Annotated in this window: 24 protein-coding genes; 10 read left to right on the top strand and 14 right to left on the bottom strand. The window is 41.5% G+C overall.

The annotated features are described in order from the left end of the window. Window positions 1–60 precede the first annotated feature (60 nt). Together tdh and PR799_RS12195 are read right to left on the bottom strand one after the other, a co-directional pair. Complete coding sequence (gene tdh, locus PR799_RS12200) at window positions 61–1086, bottom strand: L-threonine 3-dehydrogenase (RefSeq protein ID WP_108479150.1); 1026 nt, start codon at window positions 1084–1086, stop codon at window positions 61–63. Window positions 1087–1191: 105 nt separating this feature from the next. After that, window positions 1192–2385 (bottom strand): glycine C-acetyltransferase, encoded by a 1194-nt coding sequence (locus tag PR799_RS12195; RefSeq protein WP_272522187.1) that lies wholly within the window; start codon window positions 2383–2385, stop codon window positions 1192–1194. Between the two features lie 232 nt (window positions 2386–2617). Here PR799_RS12195 and rfaD point away from each other — a divergent pair, with 232 nt between their 5' ends. The 3 genes from rfaD to rfaC are packed head-to-tail and all read left to right on the top strand — an operon-like array spanning window position 2618 to window position 5619. After that, window positions 2618–3556 (top strand): ADP-glyceromanno-heptose 6-epimerase, encoded by a 939-nt coding sequence (gene rfaD, locus PR799_RS12190; RefSeq protein WP_154603313.1) that lies wholly within the window; start codon window positions 2618–2620, stop codon window positions 3554–3556. 54 nt (window positions 3557–3610) lie between these two features. After that, window positions 3611–4657 carry an ADP-heptose--LPS heptosyltransferase RfaF gene (rfaF, locus tag PR799_RS12185; RefSeq protein ID WP_272522242.1) on the top strand — a complete coding sequence of 349 codons (1047 nt, stop codon included), beginning with the start codon at window positions 3611–3613 and terminating at the stop codon, window positions 4655–4657. Then, window positions 4657–5619 (top strand): lipopolysaccharide heptosyltransferase RfaC, encoded by a 963-nt coding sequence (gene rfaC / locus PR799_RS12180; RefSeq protein ID WP_154628017.1) that lies wholly within the window; start codon window positions 4657–4659, stop codon window positions 5617–5619. The genes rfaF and rfaC overlap by 1 nt, the downstream gene beginning before the upstream one ends. Window positions 5620–5724: 105 nt before the next feature. Here the strand turns inward: rfaC and PR799_RS12175 are convergent, their stop codons facing one another. Both PR799_RS12175 and waaA read right to left on the bottom strand, forming a co-directional pair. Further along, on the bottom strand, window positions 5725–7188 hold the full coding sequence (locus PR799_RS12175) for an ArnT family glycosyltransferase (RefSeq protein WP_272522185.1): 1464 nt from the start codon (window positions 7186–7188) through the stop codon (window positions 5725–5727). Between the two features lie 207 nt (window positions 7189–7395). Further along, a complete protein-coding gene (waaA, locus tag PR799_RS12170) occupies window positions 7396–8673 on the bottom strand; it encodes a lipid IV(A) 3-deoxy-D-manno-octulosonic acid transferase (RefSeq protein ID WP_272522183.1) in 1278 nt (425 codons plus the stop codon). A gap of 214 nt (window positions 8674–8887) precedes the next feature. Here waaA and coaD point away from each other — a divergent pair, with 214 nt between their 5' ends. Further along, window positions 8888–9373: a pantetheine-phosphate adenylyltransferase gene (gene coaD, locus PR799_RS12165; RefSeq protein WP_154603309.1), complete on the top strand. Its 486-nt coding sequence runs from the start codon at window positions 8888–8890 to the stop codon at window positions 9371–9373. Between the two features lie 3 nt (window positions 9374–9376). Here coaD and mutM read toward each other — a convergent pair whose 3' ends face one another. Beyond that, the gene (gene mutM / locus PR799_RS12160; RefSeq protein WP_272522182.1) at window positions 9377–10186 is read right to left on the bottom strand and encodes a bifunctional DNA-formamidopyrimidine glycosylase/DNA-(apurinic or apyrimidinic site) lyase; all 810 of its coding nucleotides are present in this window, start codon (window positions 10184–10186) and stop codon (window positions 9377–9379) included. A 224-nt stretch (window positions 10187–10410) separates the two neighbouring features. Here mutM and PR799_RS12155 point away from each other — a divergent pair, with 224 nt between their 5' ends. Together PR799_RS12155 and PR799_RS12150 are read left to right on the top strand one after the other, a co-directional pair. Then, window positions 10411–11370, top strand: coding sequence for a glycosyltransferase family 2 protein (locus PR799_RS12155; RefSeq protein WP_272522180.1), 960 nt, complete (start codon window positions 10411–10413; stop codon window positions 11368–11370). A gap of 55 nt (window positions 11371–11425) precedes the next feature. Beyond that, window positions 11426–12667 (top strand): O-antigen ligase family protein, encoded by a 1242-nt coding sequence (locus tag PR799_RS12150; RefSeq protein ID WP_272522179.1) that lies wholly within the window; start codon window positions 11426–11428, stop codon window positions 12665–12667. Window positions 12668–12710: 43 nt separating this feature from the next. Here PR799_RS12150 and PR799_RS12145 read toward each other — a convergent pair whose 3' ends face one another. The 7 genes from PR799_RS12145 to radC form a co-directional block, all read right to left on the bottom strand. After that, window positions 12711–13685 (bottom strand): glycosyltransferase, encoded by a 975-nt coding sequence (locus tag PR799_RS12145; protein WP_272522178.1) that lies wholly within the window; start codon window positions 13683–13685, stop codon window positions 12711–12713. Window positions 13686–13754: 69 nt separating this feature from the next. Further along, window positions 13755–14552: a lipopolysaccharide core heptose(I) kinase RfaP gene (gene rfaP / locus PR799_RS12140; protein ID WP_272522177.1), complete on the bottom strand. Its 798-nt coding sequence runs from the start codon at window positions 14550–14552 to the stop codon at window positions 13755–13757. Then, a complete protein-coding gene (locus PR799_RS12135) occupies window positions 14545–15669 on the bottom strand; it encodes a glycosyltransferase family 4 protein (RefSeq protein ID WP_272522175.1) in 1125 nt (374 codons plus the stop codon). The genes rfaP and PR799_RS12135 overlap by 8 nt, the downstream gene beginning before the upstream one ends. A 1-nt stretch (window position 15670) precedes the next feature. Then, window positions 15671–16735, bottom strand: a complete 1065-nt coding sequence (rfaQ, locus tag PR799_RS12130; protein ID WP_272522174.1) for a lipopolysaccharide core heptosyltransferase RfaQ — start codon at window positions 16733–16735, stop codon at window positions 15671–15673. Window positions 16736–16946: 211 nt separating this feature from the next. Next, a complete protein-coding gene (gene rpmG, locus PR799_RS12125; protein WP_004265124.1) occupies window positions 16947–17114 on the bottom strand; it encodes a 50S ribosomal protein L33 in 168 nt (55 codons plus the stop codon). An 11-nt stretch (window positions 17115–17125) separates the two neighbouring features. Then, entirely contained in the window at window positions 17126–17362 is a 237-nt protein-coding gene (gene rpmB, locus PR799_RS12120) for a 50S ribosomal protein L28 (RefSeq protein WP_004265123.1), read from the bottom strand. A gap of 253 nt (window positions 17363–17615) precedes the next feature. Then, window positions 17616–18281, bottom strand: a complete 666-nt coding sequence (gene radC, locus PR799_RS12115; protein WP_272522172.1) for a RadC family protein — start codon at window positions 18279–18281, stop codon at window positions 17616–17618. 182 nt (window positions 18282–18463) lie between these two features. On the opposite strand from radC, the gene coaBC reads away from it, so the two are divergent. The 3 genes from coaBC to slmA all read left to right on the top strand — a co-directional run bounded on the left by coaBC (window position 18464) and on the right by slmA (window position 20963). Continuing rightward, the gene (gene coaBC, locus PR799_RS12110; protein WP_272522171.1) at window positions 18464–19720 is read left to right on the top strand and encodes a bifunctional phosphopantothenoylcysteine decarboxylase/phosphopantothenate--cysteine ligase CoaBC; all 1257 of its coding nucleotides are present in this window, start codon (window positions 18464–18466) and stop codon (window positions 19718–19720) included. After that, window positions 19692–20147 carry a dUTP diphosphatase gene (gene dut / locus PR799_RS12105; RefSeq protein WP_154628027.1) on the top strand — a complete coding sequence of 152 codons (456 nt, stop codon included), beginning with the start codon at window positions 19692–19694 and terminating at the stop codon, window positions 20145–20147. The genes coaBC and dut overlap by 29 nt, the downstream gene beginning before the upstream one ends. A gap of 219 nt (window positions 20148–20366) precedes the next feature. Continuing rightward, window positions 20367–20963, top strand: coding sequence for a nucleoid occlusion factor SlmA (slmA, locus tag PR799_RS12100; protein ID WP_154628028.1), 597 nt, complete (start codon window positions 20367–20369; stop codon window positions 20961–20963). 54 nt (window positions 20964–21017) lie between these two features. Here slmA and pyrE read toward each other — a convergent pair whose 3' ends face one another. Together pyrE and rph are read right to left on the bottom strand one after the other, a co-directional pair. Beyond that, the gene (pyrE, locus tag PR799_RS12095) at window positions 21018–21659 is read right to left on the bottom strand and encodes an orotate phosphoribosyltransferase (RefSeq protein ID WP_154628029.1); all 642 of its coding nucleotides are present in this window, start codon (window positions 21657–21659) and stop codon (window positions 21018–21020) included. 137 nt (window positions 21660–21796) lie between these two features. Next, window positions 21797–22510 (bottom strand): ribonuclease PH, encoded by a 714-nt coding sequence (gene rph, locus PR799_RS12090; protein ID WP_036950714.1) that lies wholly within the window; start codon window positions 22508–22510, stop codon window positions 21797–21799. Between the two features lie 123 nt (window positions 22511–22633). On the opposite strand from rph, the gene PR799_RS12085 reads away from it, so the two are divergent. Continuing rightward, a complete protein-coding gene (locus PR799_RS12085) occupies window positions 22634–23497 on the top strand; it encodes a YicC/YloC family endoribonuclease (protein WP_132497006.1) in 864 nt (287 codons plus the stop codon). Window positions 23498–23582 lie beyond the last annotated feature (85 nt).

Raw genomic sequence — 23582 nt, 5'->3', positions numbered from 1 at the left:
ATAAAAAGGGTTTAAAGGCGCTTGCCCATAAACCCTTTAAGCTCATAAATTAATTCTGCATTAATCCCAGTTTAAAATCACTTTTCCTGACTGCCCTGAGCACATCACATCAAAGCCTTTCTGGAAATCATCAATAGAAAACTCATGCGTAATGATGGGCGATAAATCGAGGCCTGATTGCACGAGCGTCGCCATCTTATACCAAGTTTCAAACATTTCACGCCCATAAATTCCCTTGATAAACAGACCTTTAAAGATAACTTGGCTCCAGTCTGTTGCCATTGAAGCTGGCGGAATACCTAATAGCGCAATTCTGCCACCGTGGTTCATGGTGTCTAGCATGGTCTGGAAAGCGGCGGGCGCTCCTGAAACTTCTAACGCTACATCAAAACCTTCTTTCATGCCCAGCTCATTCATAACGTCTTTAAGATTTTCACGACTCACGTTTACCGCGCGGGTTACACCCATTTTTTTCGCTAATTCAAGGCGATAATCATTCACGTCCGTGATCACAACATGGCGAGCACCAACATGTCGGCAAACCGCTGCCGCCATAATACCGATAGGGCCTGCGCCCGAAACCAACACGTCTTCACCCACTAAATCAAACGATAATGCCGTATGTACCGCATTACCAAATGGATCGAAAATTGCTGCAATTTCATCGGGAATATTGTCTGGAATTTTAAAGGCGTTAAACGCGGGGATCACTAGATATTCAGCAAAGCATCCTGGGCGATTTACGCCAACGCCAATGGTATTACGGCATAGATGAGTGCGCCCACCTCGGCAATTACGACAATGACCGCAGGTAATATGCCCTTCACCAGAAACACGGTCACCAATTTTAAACCCTTTAACTTCCTGTCCAATCTCAACAATTTCCCCTATATATTCATGACCCACCACCATCGGAACGGGAATAGTTTTTTGCGACCATTCATCCCAGTTGTAGATATGAACATCCGTTCCGCAAATAGCGGTTTTACGGATTTTAATCATCACATCATTGTGTCCCAGTTCCGGTTTCGGAACATCTGTCATCCATATACCTGGTTCTGCTTTTAATTTGGACAGTGCTTTCATAGGCGACCTTTTATTTATGATTACATTAATTTCATGACCACTTTAATTTCATAACCACTTTAATTTCATAACTGTATTAATTTGATAAGAAAATCAACTTGATAACTAAATTAATTGAAGCTTTTTGCCAATACGGGTGAATGCATCAACCGCGTGTAAAATATCGGCTTCACTGTGTGCAGCGGACATTTGCGTGCGAATTCGCGCTTGCCCTTGCGGAACCACCGGATAGAAAAATCCAGTGACATAAATACCCTCTTTTAATAGCTCTGAAGCGAATTGCTGAGCAACCTTGGCATCCCCTAACATCACAGGAATGATGGCGTGGTCGGCGCCTGCTAATGTAAATCCTGCTGCAGACATTTTTTCTCTAAATAACTTCGCATTAGCCCACAATTTTTCACGACGCTCTTGCCCTTCGGTCATCATATCGATCACCTTAATGGACGCAGCAACAATGGCGGGAGCCAAAGAGTTAGAGAATAGGTATGGACGTGAGCGTTGGCGTAACCACTCGACAACCTCTTTTTTGGCGGCAGTATAACCACCAGATGCACCACCTAAAGCTTTTCCTAATGTGCCAGTAATAATGTCTACTCGCCCCATCACTTTACAATACTCATGGCTACCACGACCGTTTTCACCCACAAAACCAACAGCATGGGAGTCATCCACCATAACCAATGCGTTATATTCATCCGCAAGGTCGCAAACAGTTTTCAGATCAGCAATCACGCCATCCATCGAAAAAACACCGTCAGTCGCAACCAGAATATGGCGCGCACCCGCAGCTTTAGCTTCTTCAAGGCGCTGTTTTAATTCCACCATATTGTTATTGCTGTAGCGATATCGTTGGGCTTTACACAAGCGAACACCATCAATGATGGATGCGTGGTTTAATGCATCTGAAATAATGGCGTCTTCAGGGCCTAATAGGGTTTCAAAAAGTCCACCATTGGCGTCAAAGCAAGAGGAATAGAGGATCGCATCTTCCATTCCTAGGAAATCTGCGATTTTCTTTTCAAGAACTTTATGGCTGTCTTGGGTGCCGCAAATAAAGCGAACAGATGCCATACCAAAGCCATGGCTATCCATACCCTGTTTTGCCGCTTCAATCAGCGCGGGGTGATTGGCTAAGCCTAAGTAGTTATTTGCACAGAAGTTAATAACGCGCTGTCCACCTTGGATTTCAATATCCGCGTCTTGAGAGGTCGTAATAATGCGCTCATGTTTAAACAAGCCTTCAGCTTCTATTTGCACCAATTGTTGTTTAATCTGCTGGTAAAATTGTTCTGACATGATTTGTTCCTGTAAAGAAATTGTTTACAGAGTTTAATAATAGTCTCTGGAACTAGCGATATCTGCGGAGTAAATAAGTTAAGTTTGTAGGCAAGATCACGATAATGCCCTTTGAAGAGGTATGACAACTAGGACAATTATCTGGTCGATATACTGTTGTCTGTACAAAGAGGTGTTATTATAGACCCCAATTTTATATCCATTTATTCTTAACCCACTTGAGGTATTCACGATGATCGTAGTCACTGGCGGAGCTGGTTTTATTGGCAGCAATATTATTAAAGCCCTGAACGAAATGGGTCGCACCGATATTCTGGTGGTGGATAACCTGAAAGATGGTACTAAGTTTGCCAACCTTGTTGACCTCGATATCGCCGATTACATGGATAAAGAAGACTTTATCGTGAGCGTGATTGCGGGTGATGATTTTGGTGATATTGACGCTGTTTTCCATGAAGGTGCTTGCTCATCTACAACTGAGTGGGACGGTAAGTACATGATGGATAATAACTATCAGTTTTCTAAAGAGCTGCTGCATTACTGTTTAGAACGTGAAATTCCTTTCCTGTATGCCTCTTCCGCGGCGACATACGGCGGACGTAGCGATAATTTCATCGAAGAACGTGAATTTGAAAAACCACTGAACGTGTATGGCTACTCTAAGTTCCAATTTGACCAATATGTTCGCAACATCATGCCTGAAGCTCAGTCTCAAGTGTGTGGCTTCCGCTATTTCAACGTTTATGGACCAAATGAAAACCATAAAGGCAGCATGGCGAGCGTGGCTTACCACTTAAACAAACAGATTAATGAAGGGCAAACTCCGAAACTGTTTGAAGGCAGCGACACTTTCCGCCGTGACTTCATTTACGTTGGCGATGTAGCTGCCGTAAATTTATGGTTCTGGGAAAATAACGTTTCTGGCATTTTCAACTGTGGTACAGGTCGTGCAGAATCATTCCAAGCGGTTGCCGATGCGGTCACTGAATTCCATAAAGATAAAAATGTGTCTATCGAATACATTGAATTCCCTGAGAAATTAAAAGGTCGCTACCAGAGCTTCACTCAGGCTGATCTGACTAAATTACGTGCCGCAGGTTACACAGCACCGTTTAAAACCGTTGCTGAAGGCGTGACCGAATATATGCAATGGCTGAATAAAGACGCGTAATTGTCTTTTATGAAAACAGTGCCAATGAAAACCGTACCTATGAAAACTGAGCCTATGAAAATATTAGTGATTGGCCCCTCATGGGTAGGGGATATGATGATGTCTCAGAGCCTTTATCGCACGATCAAGGCGCTGCATCCTCATGCTCAGATTGATGTGATGGCACCCGATTGGTGCCGTCCGTTATTAGCGAAAATGCCCGAAGTGTCCGAAGCGATTTCTATGCCATTAGGGCATGGAAAGCTAGAAATTGGCGAACGTCGTCAATTAGGCATCAATTTGCGGAAAAATGGGTACGATCAGGCGATTGTTTTGCCTAACTCCTTGAAATCTGCACTGGTGCCGTTCTTTGCTAAAATCGCCAAAAGAACGGGATGGCGCGGTGAAATGCGTTATGGGCTACTCAATGATTTACGCCCATTGGATAAACAAGCATTTCCGCTGATGGTGCAACGCTACGTCGCATTGGCGTATGACAAACAGCGCATCAAATCTGCCGATGATATTCCCGCCCCGATTTTATGGCCTAAATTAGTCACTGATAAACAGCATGTTAGCGATACTGTGAGTCAATTTAATATTGATTTTTCTCGCCCAATTATGGGTTTTTGCCCAGGCGCTGAATTTGGTCCTGCAAAGCGTTGGCCACACTATCACTATGCGGCGCTCGCCCAGAAATTAATTAGCGAGCAAGGCTACCAAGTTCTGTTATTTGGCTCTCAAAAAGACCATGAAGCGGGCGAAGAAATCCGTCAAAGTCTAACCGATGACGCTCGTCATTACTGCCTCAATTTCGCAGGAAAAACATCGTTAGAACAAGCCGTTAATCTTATTGACGCTTGCCAAGCCGTTGTGAGTAATGATTCTGGCTTAATGCATGTGGCTGCAGCTCTCGATAAGCCGTTAGTCGCACTATATGGCCCAAGCAGCCCTGACTTTACCCCACCACTGTCCGATAAAGCAGAGGTGATCCGACTGATAACGGGTTACCACAAGGTGCGTAAAGGTGACGGCGAAAGCGGCTATCACCAAAGTCTGATTGATATTCAACCGCAAATGGTACTGGATGCCCTCACGCGTTTAAATATAGGTATTAAATAATGAGAGTGTTATTAGTAAAAACATCATCTATGGGAGATGTTTTGCACTCTCTGCCTGCATTAACCGATGCGCAGGCGGCAATACCGAATATTCAATTTGATTGGGTGGTTGAAGAGGGATTCGCTCAAATCCCTACATGGCATAGCGCGGTGAATAAAGTGATCCCTGTGGCAATCCGTCGCTGGCGAAAAAATTGGTTTTCTACACCAATTCGTGCCGAACGTGCAGAGTTTCGTCGCCAATTGCAAGAAACCCACTACGATGCGGTTATCGATGCGCAAGGGTTACTTAAGAGTGCGTTGCTAGTCACTCGTCTCGCTCACGGTTCTAAACATGGTTATGACCGCCATAGTATCCGCGAACCGATTGCCAGCTTCTTTTACGATCATCGTTATTCCATTAGTAAACAGCAACATGCCGTGGAGCGTATCCGCCAATTATTTGCTAAAAGCCTCGGATACACTTGCCCTAGGACCCAAGGCGATTACGCGATTGCTCGCCATTTCTTGCAGTCAACCAACGAAACCGAAGCGCCCTATGTGCTGTTTTTGCACTCCACAACCCGCGACGATAAGCATTGGCCTGAATCTCATTGGCGTGAACTGATTCAGTTAATGAAGGAAACTGGGCTGAGAGTGAAACTCCCTTGGGGTGCAGAGCATGAGCATCAGCGGGCAATAAGATTAGCCGAGGGTTTTGATTTTGTTGAAGTCTTACCAAAATTAACGCTGGCACAAGTCGCGCAACAAATTGCGGATGCAAAGGCGGTGGTTTCTGTCGATACCGGCTTAAGCCATTTAACCGCTGCGCTGGATAAACCGAATTTCACGCTGTTTGGTCCAACAAACCCTGGTTTAATTGGTGGTTATGGAAAAGGCCAAAATGAGATAAAAAGCGCAGATAATAGAATGGATAGCATTAAAGCTGATACTGTATTCCAACAACTTCGCACCGAGTTATAGTTCTATATCAGACATTTTCTAAAAACTCTCAGCCATAGAAATTAAACAACCATAATAATTAAGCGGTCATTTGACCGCTTAATTATTTTTCACTTCGCAAAAGATTTATTTTCTCTCTGGGGCAATAAACCCAAAACACATGGTTTTCGGCTCAGCATCCGGTTCAGAGCGATAAATCACATCTTCTTTTTCAATTTTAAATTGTGGCCAGAATTTGCGTACTTTGGCGAAACCTTCATGGGCGCAATCATCGTATTTACGCCCTAATAAAATAGCACCGTGCTCACGAATTTCTGCTTCAGTAATATCACGGTTGTACACATTCGGCGGCATATGGTTTTCTAGCGTCCAAGGCTGGATAACATGTGGCCTATCTTGAGCGTAGATAATAAACCATTGGTGTAGGTTATCTTCGCCGCCAACATATTTGACAGGCGTTCCGTAACGTTGATACCAACGTTGTTCACCTTCTGCGATTAAGGTTTTCACGCCAATAAATTTCTGACCCGCTCCGCGAATATTTCCTGCTTGAACAATCAGATAGCCGGATACCATTAAGACACCAACTACGGCTAAACCAATTAATGGTTTTTTCAGTGACTTTTTCGGCATTACGGTGATTGAGCCAACAAACAAAGGCGCACATACCATCATAAATGGCTGTAACCACTCCGTAATTCGCCCGCCATCATGGAACGAGAACCAACCGTAAATCACCGCGAGTGGAAATAAAATAATAAAGTTTGCCATGCGGTTCGATAAGGCTTTCGGCCAACCAATTTTTCCGCCACAGCAATATAAGATAATCGCTGCGATAATCAGCGGGTAAAACACGCTCAGAGCGGCTTCGGTGGTATGTAAGTTAAAGCCTGGGTCAATTTGTGAATCTACCCATTTAAAAGCAGAAAAATCACTCGCCATCAACCAAAAGAAGTTTGGCAAAATCATCGAAAACCACAGCGCTATCGCCAGATAAAACACCGGATGTCGATAGCTTTGGCGCGCTTGTTTCACAAAAAGGGTAAGCAAGAAAACAGAGCCGACTAAGGCAAGTGTGGAATATTTCCCCATTGTTGCAAGACCAGCAACTAAAGCAAAAGGTAGCCACCACAGAGGGTTATCTTCGACAGCACGCAGGAAGAAATAAATCACCCAAGGCCAAAATGTCACTAAAATATAGTTATCATTATAAGGAATGATATCGAAATTAATGACACCGGATAAATTCATCATCAGCATCGCAAACCATGCAAGATCGCGACGACCGGTTAATCGGTAGGCAAGTTTCCATACCCCAAGTAACCCAAATCCAATACCGATAAAATGGCTCAAATACCAATAGAAACTATAAGAAATCCCCAAATGGATGGCAGGCCACATCATGGTACCGACAAACCACGGGTTTTTTGGCGATCCCCATTCACCATTCATTCCCCAGTTAACGGCTTCGACCGTATCGTAAGGAACAGTGGGGTCAAAAAAGAAACTCGCAAGGATCCAGGCAATGGCATAGCCAATGATCCAAAGATACACATACTTATTTGAAGTTGGTTGATTGGTTGTTGGCATTCTTTTTTCAGCGAAATTTATCAATAAAGTTAAAGGGAAATACGCATTATTTTACGTCGAGCTTATAGAGAGTTATCCCTCACTCGGCTGAGTATGCAAAAACGTGACTGGGTAGTTTACTATAGTTTAAACAAAATAATCAGAAATGAGAGAAATTGTCATTACTCATTGTAGTAATATTCAAGTTATCAATATTTTTGCTGAATATTACTGTTCTCTTGGAGGTAAATAAGGTTGCAATAACTTAAGTAAACGCTGTAATGCGCCTTGGTTTTCATGCAATACTTCCGCTGCATGACGACCATAATACAGCCGATAATCTTCATCAGACAGTAAACTCATAACGGCTTGAGCCAACGATTCGCTATCTGTCACAGTGATCAACCCATCGGCTTGGGTTAACTTAGCGCAAATATCTTTAAAATTAAAGGTATGCGGCCCCATCAAAACAGGCAATGCATGCGCAGCTGCTTCAAGTGGATTATGACCGCCCGTTTCAACTAAGCTCCCGCCAACGAAAGCAATATCTGCAATTCCGTACAGCAACATCAACTCTCCCATCGTATCGCCAATAACCACTTGGGTTTCTAGAGATGGGATAACGCCGCTACTACGACGAATAAAGCTTAGCCCTGCTTTTTGTGTCAGTTCTTCCGCTTTTGCAAAACGTTCAGGATGCCTTGGGACTAAAATAAGTAATAAATTAGGAAATTTTTTCAACAACTGTTGGTGAGTTTGCAAAACAATGGCTTCTTCACCTTCGTGGGTACTTGTCGCAATCCATACTGGACGATGTGCGGCCCACTGCCTACGTAACGTAATCGCTTTAACGGCCAGTTCAGGGGTAACGGAAATATCAAATTTTAAGCTCCCCGTCACTTCTAACTGCTTACGTCTTAACCCTAATTGAATAAAACGTTCACCATCTTCTTGATGCTGAGCAGCCACCATCGTGACATTCTGTAGCATACGCTTCACAAAACTACCGAGCTTTTGATAACCCGCAGCAGAGCGTTCAGATAACCGAGCATTCGCAATAACTAATGGAATATTACGCTTATGCAGCTGGTTGATCATATTTGGCCAGAGTTCCGTTTCCATAATAATCACCAGTTTAGGATCAACTTGATTAAGGAAACGGCTCATGGAGCCGGGTAAATCATAAGGGAGATAAACGTGACTAATATCGTCACCAAATGCCGACTGAACACGCTCTGACCCGGTTGGAGTCATAGTTGTCACCGTGATAGGGAGTGATGGGTAGTGATGGCGCAGTGCACGAACTAACGGTACCGCTGCAAGGGTTTCGCCCACAGAAACTGAGTGTAATAAAATGCCTTTAGGAACAACTTTTCCACTACAAAAACCATAGCGTTCCCCCCAGCGTTTGCGATACGCAGGGGCTTTACGGCTACGCAATAATAAGCGTATCCAAATTAATGGCTGGATGAGATAAAGAAGTATCTGATATACACGCAATAACATTCGATCTGATTCACTTACCAAAATTGGCGGTATCTTACCATAAACCATTACTGAAAGTGTGTAGAATCTGTGCCTAAAATGAGACTTAAAATAAATGCATACCTATCAGTGATTGTTGCAAGAGAGCGCAATTGCCGTTAATGTGGATTTCACCGTCACTTATTCCTATCGATATATTAGGATAAGCAATAATAAACAAAGAGATAGCAATATCATGACCCATAAAGCTATTTATCCGGGAACCTTTGACCCGATTACCTCTGGACACGTCGATATCGTCACTCGTGCTGCTGCGATGTTTGACCACGTTTTACTCGCTATCGCAAACAGTCAACGCAAAAGCCCTATGTTTAATCTGGAAGAGCGTGTTGAGCTAGCAAAACAAGTTACCGCTCACTTAGGAAATGTTGAAGTGGTTGGTTTTTCTGAATTAATGGCGAATTTTGCACAGAAAAATAATGCAAATATTTTAATTCGTGGCGTACGTTCAGTGGCGGATTTTGAATATGAGTGGCAGCTGGCTAATATGAACCGCCATTTTGTTCCCGAGCTAGAAACGGTATTTTTACTTCCATCACAAAGCTTATCTTTCGTTTCATCCTCATTAATTAAAGATGTCGCGCTTCATGATGGAGATATTTCGTCGTTTTTACCGCCTGTTGTTGCGGATGCTATGTTGAAAAAACTCAACAAAATCTAGCAATTACTTCTGACATTGAGGGCAATAAAAGGTTGTCCTCTGTCCTTGTTTAATGCTTTCAATCGGGGTTCCGCACACTGAGCACGGCTCGCCTTTTTTTCCATACACAAACAGCTCTTGAGCAAAGTAACCCGGTTTTCCATCTGACTGTAAAAAGTCTTTTAGAGTGGTTCCACCTTGCTCTATTGAACGTTGCAGCACTTTTTTAATCTGCGTAACCAGTTCGGTAATTTCATTGAGTGTCAGTGCGTTAGTCAGCTTTTCTGGGGAGATTCTTGATGCAAAAAGCGCTTCATTAGCGTAGATATTCCCTACCCCAACAACAACTTTGTTGTCCATCAACCAAGGTTTGACCGCAACCTTACGTTTAGTTGCTAAATCAAAGAGATATTTAGGATTGAATTCATCACAGAGAGGTTCCGGGCCTAAATGAGCAAGAACGGAGCTGGACGCTAAATCATCGCACCAAAGCCATGCGCCAAAGCGTCGAGGGTCGGTGTAGCGTAGTACTTTACCATCACGCAAGATAAGGTCTACATGGTCATGTTTCCCTTCTGGTAATTCTTCCGTCAAAATTCGCACACTGCCAGACATTCCTAAATGGACAATAATCCATCCTTTTCGCAGTTCAATAAGCAGATATTTTGCCCGGCGTTGAACACTTATCACGGTTTCATCAGATAAACGCATGATTTGTTCACTTACTGGCCAACGTAACCGTTCATTACGCACAACGGCATAACTAATTGTATTGCCGACTAAATGTGGCTCAATACCTCGGCGACTGGTTTCAACTTCGGGCAATTCTGGCATGGTTCACTCTCAATTTGGCGAAAAACTTGGTTAATAATCACATATTACCCCTATAACATGGATAACCATTGTTATACCATAAGCCCTATTAATCAAAGAGCACAGATTGATAAATCTTACTAACAAGGGTGACCGAGTAAATATTCTATTTGGGTTTATTGACGCAACTATATGAATGACGTTCACCCTCGTAACAGTTAATAATTACATATTGGCATTTTTCGATGAAAAACATTAAGTTATCTATTATTGTTCCATGCTATAACAGCGAAAAATATATTGATGAATGTTTGTCTTCAGTTATTTCGTTTATGGATAACGAAGTAGAATTAGTTATCATCAATGATGGTTCAACAGATAGTAGCGAGCAGGTTATTTTTAATAAAATCAGCCAATATACTCATCTAAATATACTGTATGTAAAAAGAGAAAATGGAGGGCTCTCAAAAGCAAGAAATCATGGGATATCCCTGAGTTCAGGAGAGTATGTTGCCTTCTTAGATGCTGATGATTTTCTGAATAGTCAATTTTATAATGAAATCAAACCAGTAATATCATTATCAAATTATGACCTCATTGAATTTGACACACTAAAGTTCGAAAATTCACATCCAGATATAAAAAATGAAATAAAAACCAGCAACTTTTCTGGTGCTGTGAAAATAACGGCCTACCATGATTTAATGCCTGTATTTAATAATAAAAAATGGTTTGCATGGTCAAGGGTATATCGAAGTACTCTATTTAAAGAGGTAGGTGTTCATTATCCTGCCGGAATTTTGTATGAAGACATGGCAACCACTCCCTTTCTTTATTTAGAAAGTAAAAATATCTACAGTATCAATAAAACCTTGATTCATTATCGAGTGAATGAAACTAGTATCACGCAAACCTTTAGACGGAGTGATATTAATAGTCTTATTTATGTTATGGCTACACTGTCATTTATTGCTCTAACTAAAGGCCCTCTAGTGACAAAAATGTTGGCAAAATCACAGTCAGAAGCATTTCATTTACTGAAAAAGTCAATATCCAAAAATACTGGAGAAAAATTATCAAAATTTGAAGTTTTTCAAATAAAGCAGTCCATAAGTTTATTTAAAAAATATTTATCCTATAAAGAACGGCTTCAGATTTGTCTTTTAGAGATTTATCTTTCTTTACGTAAAAAGAATAAGTCTTAACTTTTAATAAAACAGAATCACTAGAAATATACAAATTTCAATAACAGGTAACTTTGTGAAAACAATCCATAAACTCAGTACACAAGCTCCCTTTTTCTTACTTTTTGTAATGATAATTGGGATGTTTACTAACGATACACAAGGTATTCTAAACATTTCCACTGTACTGCTTTTTTTATTTGTTGCCTATACCGCCACAACAAAAAAAATCAACGTACTTAGTGGGCTAAGTCGACTCATTAAAGGTCGAAAATTTTTGTTCGTTTTTTTAGCTTGGTGCTTATTTTGTGCAGCCTTCTTTACATATTCAGGTTTTACCGCAGATGCACTTAAAGCGATATTTGAGGATTGGCGTTATATTATTGTTATTACGTTATTTTTGATTGTATTTCAGAGTAAACAAAGTAAATCCCAGAAAGTCATTACATATGCCCTGATTTCTACCTTAGTCTTTATTCTTTTTATTACGCCGGTTTTAAAAATTATAAAGGGTAGTGATATGCCGATGTATCTTCAGCTTAGATATGGGTTTGCTCATTACGCTACCCTCATTTTTCCATTTGTTTTAACGGGTTTTTTTACATCGAAGAGCATTTCTTTTAAAATAATTTTATTTTTACTCTCTATTATAGGGTTTATTTTTATTCTTTATACTGGCAGCCGCGGTGGAGCATTAGCTATCGTCGTTGAATCTGCATTGATATTGCTACTATTATCACCTAGCCTAAAGAGATTTTTATCTTACAGTCTAATTTTTTCACTACTGTTATCCGCCACACTTTATACTTCTTATTCCTTAATCCCCCAAGTAAAGAATAAAGTTAACCAAACTATTAATGCGAACAATATCACATCAAGCAGAGATCAAATTATTGATGTTCGTTATCCACTTATCATGAATAGTATAGAAAATAACTTACATGGAATTGGATATAGCGGGGTAGCTTATAATAATTACTTGAATGACCATAATGTAAAACCTATCAAAAGTGCATCAGGCTATTCAGAAAAGAAAAAAATGATGACTCACAATAATGATGAACCTTTTTTCCTGAATATTGCATACAATATTGGCTATATTGGATTATTTCTATTTTGTGCAGCTTTCATTGTCAACATGAAAGATCTTCTACGTAGTTTTAAACAAAAAAAAGGTATCCTTAACGTCGGTATATTTGTGTCATCCATCGGCTATTTTTTAGTCTATTGTCTATTTGAATTTATCTTCTTAGATATCTTTATTTTGTACAACATACTTACTGCTATCTTGATAAATAACGTTTTGGTGAAAAAATGACACAAAAAAGCCATCAATACTGATGGCCTTTTTGATGTAATACTTAATGAGAGGCTTTTTTCATTAAGTATTGAATTGTCGTCACAATAAACTGAAGATATTTACCATTTCTTCTGAGATGCGATTTCTTACGAGATAGCTGCTTATAACCTTCCGGTTTTAATAACGGTATATTCTTCCATGGTGAATTTTTACGAGCACGTTCTAAATAATCATACTCTTCATAAAAATTTGCCCACTCATGGAAAGGCTTGGTTAACCCCACAAAATGAATAAAAACTACGCTGTCTGGGATCTTAGCCAGATGCCCCTTGCTCGTAATATACCAATCAAGAGAAAACATATAATTATAGTTTTCACTAATATTGATGAGCTTATCGCTGAGCAATACGTTTAATGCATCTTGATCTGGATGTGAAAAATCATTTTTTTCAACTAACTCAATAACCTTGTTTGGAATATCGTTTTCAGCCAGATACTTGAGAGACATATATAAAAAACCTGAGTTAAAATACTTGCTCATATCGATCGATAAACGCTGTTTTTCACTGCAGAATTTATCTTTCACTGCATAAACAAAGGTATTTTCATCAAATTTTAAAGTCTTTAACTCTGCCATATTGCCTTTACAAATGATGTCAGCATCGAGATATAGCAGATTATCAATGGTATCCGAAAGATATGAAATAATGAGTAACCTAAAATAAATTGCATGGCTCCATGCTTTAGATGGAAGCGGCAACTGCTTAAATTTTTCGTTATCAATAAAGTAGATAGTTAACTTATGTGGTGTATTTTCGACTAATCCACGAAATAGTTTTTCATCAGGCAAATTATCGACAAAAAGGTGAAAATGGAAATTTGTTTCTTGATTATTGAGAAGAACCGATGCAATTGACGTACCGACACCGTATAAAAACTTCTCATCAACACCATAGCCAATGTGAAAATAACTATCTTCACTGCTTTGATTATCGTTTATTTTTATCAATGATTTAATCATATCATTGTTTATCATGTCGTTACCTTTTACCTAATCAATCACAATGTTTGAATAACTGTCTATGATGCTAATATTGAGTATCTTTTATAAACGATATTTTAAACTTCTTTGGCGAATTTTTTCTGCTCTTTGCTCAGAGATTCGTATTAATCGTTGCTCTTTCTTCAAAATCTCACACAGCGGCATTTCAAAATAAACCTTCATAAATCGGAAAATATCTCGCTGAGTTAAACCGATTTCTAGGGATGAAAAGTATAAACCAATTAAGTCCTTATTTCGCCAGCGGGTAGGAACTGATGACCGTAGCTGTGCGCGATGCAAATCGATGACTGAGATTTTTAAATCTTGCAGATTTTCCGTGAACGGTAGATGCAGTAAGAAATGGCAAATATAACAGTCGCGATGGTTAATACCGATGCGATGCATCTTACGTACCATCTCGGCAACTCGCCGGATCAACATTTGCTTAGTTTTGAATTTAGGCGGTTGAGTGGTCCAATTAGCGCAGTAATCTTCTAAACTTACCGTAGGAGTTAAATCTTCAGTGATAATAAATGAATGACGTCGAAGTGGGTTCCACCCTTTTTGCCCGAAAGCACGTCCGTTCATGGTATCAACACCCGCTTCGGTCAATCGATGAATTGCATTCCATTCCCGGTCAGCACCTAAAACAGGTAAACGGAATGAAAATAAATTCTTCAAAACCTCTTTTAGCGTCGTGCCATAGTGAATCTTAATAAAATAGCTTTTATCATCAAGCTGAAAACGCAATGTTCTGCGCGTTTCCAATGCACGAAAAACTTCACCATCCAGTTTATCTGTTTCAACGAATGGGTCTTTATCTTTCCATAATTCGTTAAAAGGTGCTTTTAACTCAACCATTAGAGCATCCTAAAATAATATCGGCCGCTTTTTCCGGTAAACTATACAGATCTTCTGTATCCGCATAGTATTTAGCATTGTTTACCCACTGAGCTCGTTTTTGTGTATCTTGCAGACTATCGCATAAAGCCTGATTTAAAACCGTCTGTTCAAACGGCTCATTGACCACCACGCCACATTGGGCTTTGTCGATAAACGACGCATAACCACACACTTCAGTGACTATAATTGGTAATCCAGCAACAATCGCTTCAAGCAGGACAATTCCAGCCGCTTCTTGGTAAGCCGGATGCATCAAAATATCCGCAGCGGCCATTAGCTCCGCAATATCATTGCGCCCGCTAAAAAATGAAACCTGTTTAGCAATCCCCAACGTTTCTGCGAGTTTTTGATATTTAGCGGGTTTGTCTTGCCCTACCACCATTAATAATGTGTTAATCCTGATACTTTCAGGCAGTGCCGCCATCGCTTTGAGAGTTCTATCAACTCCCTTACGTTTAAAATCGGACCCAACTTGAAGCAGCAAAAATGCAGATTCGGGAATTTGATTCTTTTCTCGATAAATACGCTTAGCATCTGCAATCTGTTGGTCATATTTTCGGTCAACGGCTATACCCGGTGGCAGCATGTGAAAACGGCCACTTTCAGTTCCATAATGCTTTTCAAAATGAGCAATTTGATGGGGGGTAAGCATCATTAGCTGCGTTGCCTTTCCTTTCTGGAAGACCGCTTTTTCAAAAGCAGCATAATGTTTATAGCGCGGAGTCAACTTATAGAAAAAGCCTTTTTCTTCAGCCACTTTTTGCGCATAACAAACATCCGCAGCAAAATAAACATCAAGCTCAGGCATTTTATTAAAGCCAACGATTCTATCAGCAGGATGTTGCTTCAGATGTGCCATTACCCATTCACAATATTGGGCATTTCGTCCATGGTTAGTGCCTGAACTGGTAGGAACAATAATAATTTCAAACTGTTCTGGACGCTCACCTTCCCATGACTGGGTATAAACACGAATATGGTGTCCGCGAGCTTGGCAAGCCGTCGCGATACGTAAAAAATCGCGTTGTAACCCACCAAAGGGAAAATATTTATACAGACAAAATGCCAATACCATCTTAGTACCTTCCCATCATTGAGCGCATATTCATCGGCAGCATTTGCTCCGTTGCTTCAATCACATCACTCGCAGGGATCACGGAGAGATATTTTTTATTGCGGTCTAGTTCATCTCTAGGTGGCATATTTTCATAATCTCCTGCCCAGAATTTCACCACATTATCGCTCCATGGACGCCAGAAAATATGGTTTGTGGCGCCAAATAGGCACACGATGGGCGTTTTAACCGCGGCAGCAATATGCATCGGTGCAGAATCGACGCCAATAAAAAGAGCGGCGTGTGCAATTAATGCACCTAGTTCAGGGAAGGATGTTTTTCCTGCAAGCTCAGTCGTTGGCTTGGTTTGGCAATTCTCCGCAATTTCATTCACACACGCTAAGTCTTCTTTGCTGGGGCCCGATGTTAATACCACTTGATAGCCACGAGACTGCAATGCATCAATGACAGCTGAGAATTTTTCATTATCCCAACATTTAAAAATTTGTCGGGCGGTTGGCTGGATCACAACATAGCTACTGTGAACGCCAAGCTCTAACAGTCTTTGATCAATTTTTTTCCAATCATCTTCCGCATAAGACATGGTTAGGTCTGTTTTGAATTCTTGGATCCCTAACGGCTTTAATACAGAAAGATTGTTTAAAACAACATGTTCGCCTTCAGGGGGAGTGAGATGCGTAAAGCTATTTCGCCAAAATTTCGAATCACGATGTCCGAAATCGTGCGAAATCTTAGTTTCTGCGGGAATGGCGCGAACGAGTAACGAAACCATCCATTGGTCAGCAAGATTAACGACCAAATCATATTGATTACGACGTAATTTAAACAGCAGACTTAAAAAGTTGCAGGCTTTGCTCAAACCACCACTTTTCTTGCCTTTCATACCATATAGTGTATGGATCTCTTGGTTTTCCGACAAAATGGGAATGGTGTCCTGATAAAGCAAAACATCAATCTGGGCATCAGGATAATTTTGCTTTAATGAGCTGATAACAGGCGTCGTCAGTAGCATGTCACCATGAAACCGCATCTTGATTACAAGAATTTTTTTATACTGTTTTTTCACCAGGAGCTCTTAATCAGGTCTAGTAGATAAATTGATATGGATATTTGACAATAAAATGCGTTATTAATTCCATGAATACTGAATATGTTACTACGTTCAGATTAATGGTTATAGTTTTTAATCAATATCCCAGTGGATAGCCACTTTATGGCTAATTTTTGACATAAAAAAACCCAGCCTAAGCTGGGTTCTTCGTACGCAGAAAGCAAAATTATTTGATTTTTGCTTCTTTGTAGATCACATGCTTACGAACAACTGGATCGAATTTTTTCAGTTCCAGTTTTTCTGGCATTGTGCGCTTGTTCTTCGTAGTGGTATAGAAGTGACCTGTACCTTCAGAAGAAACCAGCTTGATTTTCTCGCGAATACCTTTAGCCATTTTTTAGCTCCTTAGTACTTCTCACCGCGGGTACGCAGTTCAGCAAGAACAGCATCAATACCCTTTTTATCGATAACACGCATACCTTTAGCAGATACACGCAGTGTTACGAAACGTTTCTCAGACTCAACCCAGAAACGGTGAGAGTGCAGGTTTGGCAAAAAACGACGTTTGGTCGCGTTTAATGCGTGTGAACGGTTGTTACCGCTCATTGGACGCTTGCCGGTAACTTGGCAGACTCGTGACATGTCTATTCTCCAAAAATCTAATCAGCTCGAGCTTTTTTGTTCTGGGCTTGACTGCCTCGTCAGGCTTAGGAGCCCATCTCAGCAAACTTTTAAGTGATCAACAAAATATCTTTATCTTAGCAAAAAAATTTACTGAGATAGGCTCTTCTCGTCAAACCCGAGATCCTTAAAGGTGGCGTAGTATACGCTTTCAATCGTTTTCACTCAAGCCCAACACAGCAAAAGTTGTCATTTTTTAGTCAAAAAAATGATTTTACAGCCATCCGCGCTCAGCAAATGAGGTACAAGATTTGTGTCCAACCACAAAATGATCAAGTAATTTAATCCCCATCATGTCACAAGCACTCTGAATTTTCTCAGTCACATACTTATCAGCCATACTTGGCTCAGGGTTTCCTGATGGGTGATTATGGGCAAGCACTATCGCACTCGCATTCATTCTCATTGCAAACCGAAGAATTTCTCGCGGATGCACTTCAACACGATTGATCGTCCCTTTAAACATTTCTTCATGGCAAATAACCTGATGTTGGTTATTGAGAAATAGCACTATAAACACCTCACGCTCCTGCCCTGAGAATAGTTCAATTAACTTATATTTCAATGCGTTAGGGTTATTTATAATATCAGGGCTCAACACTTGCATAGAGAAGCAGCGCTTCGCCAGCTCACTTGCAGCTTGCAATTGCGTCAATTTACAATTTCCCACACCTTTGCATTCAATTAACTTCTTATAGTCGGCTTGCACTAATAAATAGAGTGAACCAAACTCATAAAGTAACCGTTCAGCAAGTTGTAAAACAGATTCACCCCGTGTTCCTGTACGTAAGAAAATGGCTAATAGCTCTATATCTGATAATGAAGCAGCGCCGTATGCGAGCATTTTTTCTCGCGGTAAAAGCTCCGTGTATTCATGCATCGACCAACCTCCTTTCGCGTCGTTGCCCTCTTTTTAGCTAACGAATCCGCAAACGCCAATCGTCTAAGCTGTCCTTTGCGTAGCGCTTCGCAAAAATAGCATCGGGATACAAAATCGGCTCTCTCACCAAGCTCATTGATATGGTAAGATGCCCCCCATGTTGACCAAATCGGACAGAGACCATGACTCAACAAACTTCAGTTAACTCATTATTAGGTAAGCGAATTGTTCTTGGTATCAGTGGTGGAATAGCCGCTTATAAAATTCCTGAACTCACTCGCCGACTGCGTGATGAAGGGGCATCTGTACGTGTTGTCATGACACCTGCGGCAAAAGCGTTCATTACACCACTCACGTTGCAAGCCGTTTCCGGTTATCCGGTCGCTGATGATTTGCTAGACCCTGCCGCTGAGGCCGCAATGGGTCACATTGAATTGGCAAAATGGGCTGATATAATTATTTTAGCGCCTGCCACTGCCGATTTAATCGCACGATTAAGCGCTGGCATGGCGAATGATTTACTCACGACGGTTTGTCTTGCATCTGCGGCGCCTATTGCCGTCGTGCCTGCGATGAATCAACAAATGTATCGCGCAGCAGCAACACAGGATAATTTAATCAGACTGCAACAACGCCAGTGTATGATTTGGGGCCCTGATGAAGGCAGTCAAGCATGTGGTGATGTGGGTCCTGGGCGCATGATTGACCCATTATCGATTGTGAAATTAGCTAGCCAGCATTTTCAATCATGTTTAGGTCAGCAATCCCGTTCAGATCTAGACGGGATTTCAATCATGGTTACGGCAGGCCCAACCCGTGAAGATTTAGACCCTGTACGCTTTATCAGTAATCACAGTTCTGGAAAAATGGGTTTTGCCATCGCGCAAGCCGCCAGTGAACGTGGAGCGAATGTCACTCTCATTGCTGGCCCTGTTAATCTGGCAACACCGAATGGTGTAAACCGCATTAACGTGACGAGCGCCCTTGAGATGTACGAACAAGTACACCAGTCTATTACTGAGCAAGATATTTTTATCGGCTGTGCTGCGGTTGCAGATTACCGAGCTAAAACCGTCGCTGAAAATAAAATTAAGAAACAAGGGGATGAAGTTTCCATTACCCTTGTACAAAATCCTGACATTGTGGCAAGTGTAGGAAAACTGGCGCAAAATCGCCCTTATGTAGTCGGTTTCGCGGCAGAGACCCAAAATGTCGAAGAATATGCACGACGAAAGCGCCAACAAAAGCAACTTGATTTAATTTGTGCGAATGACGTTTCCTTAGCGGATAATGGTTTTAATAGTGATAACAATGCACTACATCTATTTGATGCCCACGGCGATGTTCGATTACCACACAGTAGTAAAATTGAATTAAGCCACCATTTACTTGACGAGATACTCCAACGTTATGAAAAAAATCGATCTGAAAATTCTTGATGCCCGTATTGGGAACGAGTTTCCACTGCCAACTTACGCGACCACTGGCTCTGCGGGTTTAGATTTACGTGCATGTCTTGATGCACCTATCGATTTAGCACCGGGTCAAACTGAATTGATCCCAACGGGTCTAGCTATCCATATTGCAGACGAGCAACTTGCCGCAGTGATCCTGCCACGTTCAGGTTTAGGTCATAAGCATGGCGTTGTACTGGGTAACTTAGTCGGTTTAATCGACTCTGACTACCAAGGCCAACTGATGGTGTCTGTATGGAACCGTGGCGATAAAGCATTCACCGTTGAACCGGGTGAGCGTATGGCACAAATGGTATTTGTTCCTGTTGTTCAGGCGCAATTCAATATTGTGGATGACTTTGACGCGACAGAGCGTGGTGAAGGCGGTTTCGGTCATTCTGGTCGCCAATAAGTCGAACCTATTCACGTTGAAATACCGAATATAGGCGTCCTACAAGCGCCTATATTTATGAATAAAAACAATCAGTACGGTATTTCTTCACCTCGTGAATGGCTTAGATTTGGTTATAATCTCTACATATTTTAAATCTGTTTTATTCTGAGTGTGACTTTACTCAGAGCGAAATTTTGGATAGTTTGTCTTGCTGTTTTAGCAGGGGTCTTATCAGACATGGCAGAGAATACAATACAAAAACGTAACAGACGTGATGAGATTTTACAGGCTCTTGCGTTAATGTTAGAAAGTAGCGATGGCAGCCAGCGTATTACAACGGCAAAACTCGCTGCAACAGTCGGTGTTTCAGAAGCTGCGCTATATCGTCATTTTCCAAGCAAAATGAAGATGTTCGACAGCTTAATTGAATTTATTGAAGATTCACTTGTTTCCCGCATCAACCTGATTTTAGCGGACGAAAAAGATACACTTGTCCGGATTAAACTGGTTTTAGCGCTAATTTTAGGTTTCTCTGAGAAAAACCCTGGATTAACGCGTATAATGACGGGTCATGCGCTAATGTTCGAGCAAGATAGACTGCAAGGGCGCATTAACCAATTATTCGAACGTATCGAATCACAGCTGCGACAAGTATTAAAAGAGAAAAAAATCCGTGATGGACAAGGTTTTATCCATGACGAATCACTATTAGCTTCTCAACTATTAGCCTTCTGTGAAGGTATGCTGTCCCGTTTCGTACGTTCTGAGTTTCGTTACCGTCCAACGGTAGAATTTGAAGCTCGCTGGCCTTTAATTTTGGCTCAGTTACAATAACCGCTTATTTATACTACTCACCCCGCCCATTATTGGGCGAGGGCTTTTTTTCAATTAAATTCCGTACTGGTCACGATACGCTTTCATTGCAGCAAGATGCTGTTGCATATCTTCTTTTTCCGCTAAATACGTAATTAAGTCACTCATTGTGATGATCGAATACACTTTACAGCCATAATCACGTTCCACTTCCTGCACCGCAGAAATTTCCCCTTTCCCTTTTTCTTGACGATCTAAACACAACAACACACCGCTCAACGTTGCTTCTTGCTGTTTAATGATCTCCATCGACTCACGAATTGCCGTACCTGCCGTAATCACATCATCAACGACCACCACACGACCTTTCAGTGGACTACCCACTAATGTGCCGCCTTCCCCGTGGTCTTTCGCTTCTTTACGATTAAAGCAATATGGCATATCGATATCGTGATGTTCTGCTAACGCCACTGCGGTTGTGGTTGCAATCGGAATGCCTTTATAGGCTGGACCAAAAATCACATCACACTCAATGGCACTTTCTTTTAATGCTTGTGCATAAAAACGACCGACAAGAGCCAAGTCACGCCCTGTATTAAACAGCCCCGCATTAAAGAAATAGGGACTCTTACGACCTGATTTCAGCGTAAACTCACCAAATTTCAGTACCTGTTTTTTCATGGCAAGTTCAATAAAATCGCGCTGATAGGCTTTCATTGGTCATTCTCCTCATTAATTAGTATTGGTCTTTTTTTGAAACGACTTTTGCGGTTTATCTTCATCAGTAAACAACTTAATCAATAAACTGCGGGCATAAAAAAGGCGACTTTTCAGCCGCCTATTTAATAATAAATCTATTTCAGCGCTTCTCGCTGAGCTTCGAAAATGGTGTCTAGCCCCGTTTTCGCTAATGCTAGAAGAGCTAAAAGCTCTTCATGGCTGAATGGTTCGCCTTCTGCGGTACCTTGTACCTCAATCATGCGACCATCATCCATCATCACGACGTTCATATCCGTTTCTGCCGCAGAATCTTCAACATACTCAAGATCACACAGCGCTTCTTGATTAACGATACCCACAGACACTGCAGCAACCATAGATTTCAGAGGGCTTTTTGCTAATTTACCTTGAGCAACCATGTTGTTCAGTGCATCAACCAATGCAACGCAAGCGCCGGAAATTGCCGCAGTACGTGTACCGCCATCCGCTTGGATAACATCGCAATCCAGCGTAATGGTATGCTCGCCCAATTTTTTCAGGTCAACCGCTGCACGTAATGAACGGGCGATCAGTCGTTGAATTTCCATAGTACGACCGGTTTGTTTCCCTTTTGCCGCTTCACGTTGGTTACGGGAGTTTGTAGCGCGAGGTAACATGCCATATTCTGCGGTTACCCAACCTTGTCCCTGACCTTTTAAGAAACGAGGAACACCCTCTTCAACGGTCGCGTTACATAACACCTTAGTGTCGCCAAACTCAATAAGAACAGAGCCTTCTGCGTGCTTTGTATAATTACGCGTAATTTTTATTGGACGCATCTGGTCTGCTAATCTACCTGCTGGGCGCATGGTGTTATCTCCGTTATCAACTCAAATTGGCACGTATTATACGTTGTTAATCGGATAATGCCTATCCTGTCATCCGTCATAGCGCTATAATCCTGTTATCTTAATGAATGATAGGAACGAATTATGATCCGTAGTATGACTGCCTTTGCCCGCCGTGATATCAAGGGTGAATGGGGGAATGCGGCTTGGGAGCTGCGTTCCGTAAACCAGCGTTATTTAGAAACCTATATCCGTTTACCCGAGCAATTTCGCAGCTTAGAGCCAGTTATCCGTGAACGCCTTCGTTCCCGTCTAACCCGTGGTAAAGTCGAATGTAACCTACGTTTTGACTTAGATGGTGCTCACCGTGGTGAGTTACTGCTCAATGAAGATTTAGCTCGCCAGCTGATTAGCGCAGCGAACTGGGTAAAAAATTACAGCCACGAAGGTGAAATTAATCCGTTAGAAATCTTACGCTGGCCGGGTGTGATGTCCGCTGGTGAACAAGATTTAGACGCGATTAGTGAACAGTTAATGGCTGGCTTAGATGAAACCATCGATGCCTTTATCCAAAGCCGTGAAGCAGAAGGTGCAGCGCTGCATAGCCTTATCGAGCAACGTCTGGATGGTGTTTTGGTTGAAGTTGCCAAAGTTCGCCAACATATGCCTGAAATCCTACAATGGCAGCGTGACCGTCTACAAAGCAAGCTAGACGATGCACAAATCCAAGTAGACAGTAATCGTTTAGAGCAAGAGCTGATTTTACTGGCTCAGCGCGTTGATGTCGCCGAAGAGTTAGACCGACTGGAAGCGCACGTCAAAGAGACACGTAATATTCTGAAGAAAAAAGAAGCCAGCGGCCGTCGCCTCGATTTTATGATGCAAGAGTTTAACCGCGAATCAAACACCCTTGCCTCTAAGTCTATTAATAGTGAAGTGACTAACTCTGCTGTTGAACTTAAAGTGCTGATCGAGCAAATGCGCGAGCAGATTCAAAATATCGAATAAAATTCACTTTTCAGAGTAACTTCAAGCCAGCTTATTCACTGAATTCGCTGGCTTTTTACTATTCATACATAGCAGAGTGAAGCAC

Origin of the sequence: Providencia sp. PROV202, from assembly GCF_028479565.1 — a bacterium.
Taxonomy (GTDB): Bacteria; Pseudomonadota; Gammaproteobacteria; order Enterobacterales; family Enterobacteriaceae; genus Providencia; species Providencia zhijiangensis.
Note: the sequence above shows the minus strand (reverse complement) of the source record. Positions and strands in the feature narration are given on the sequence as shown.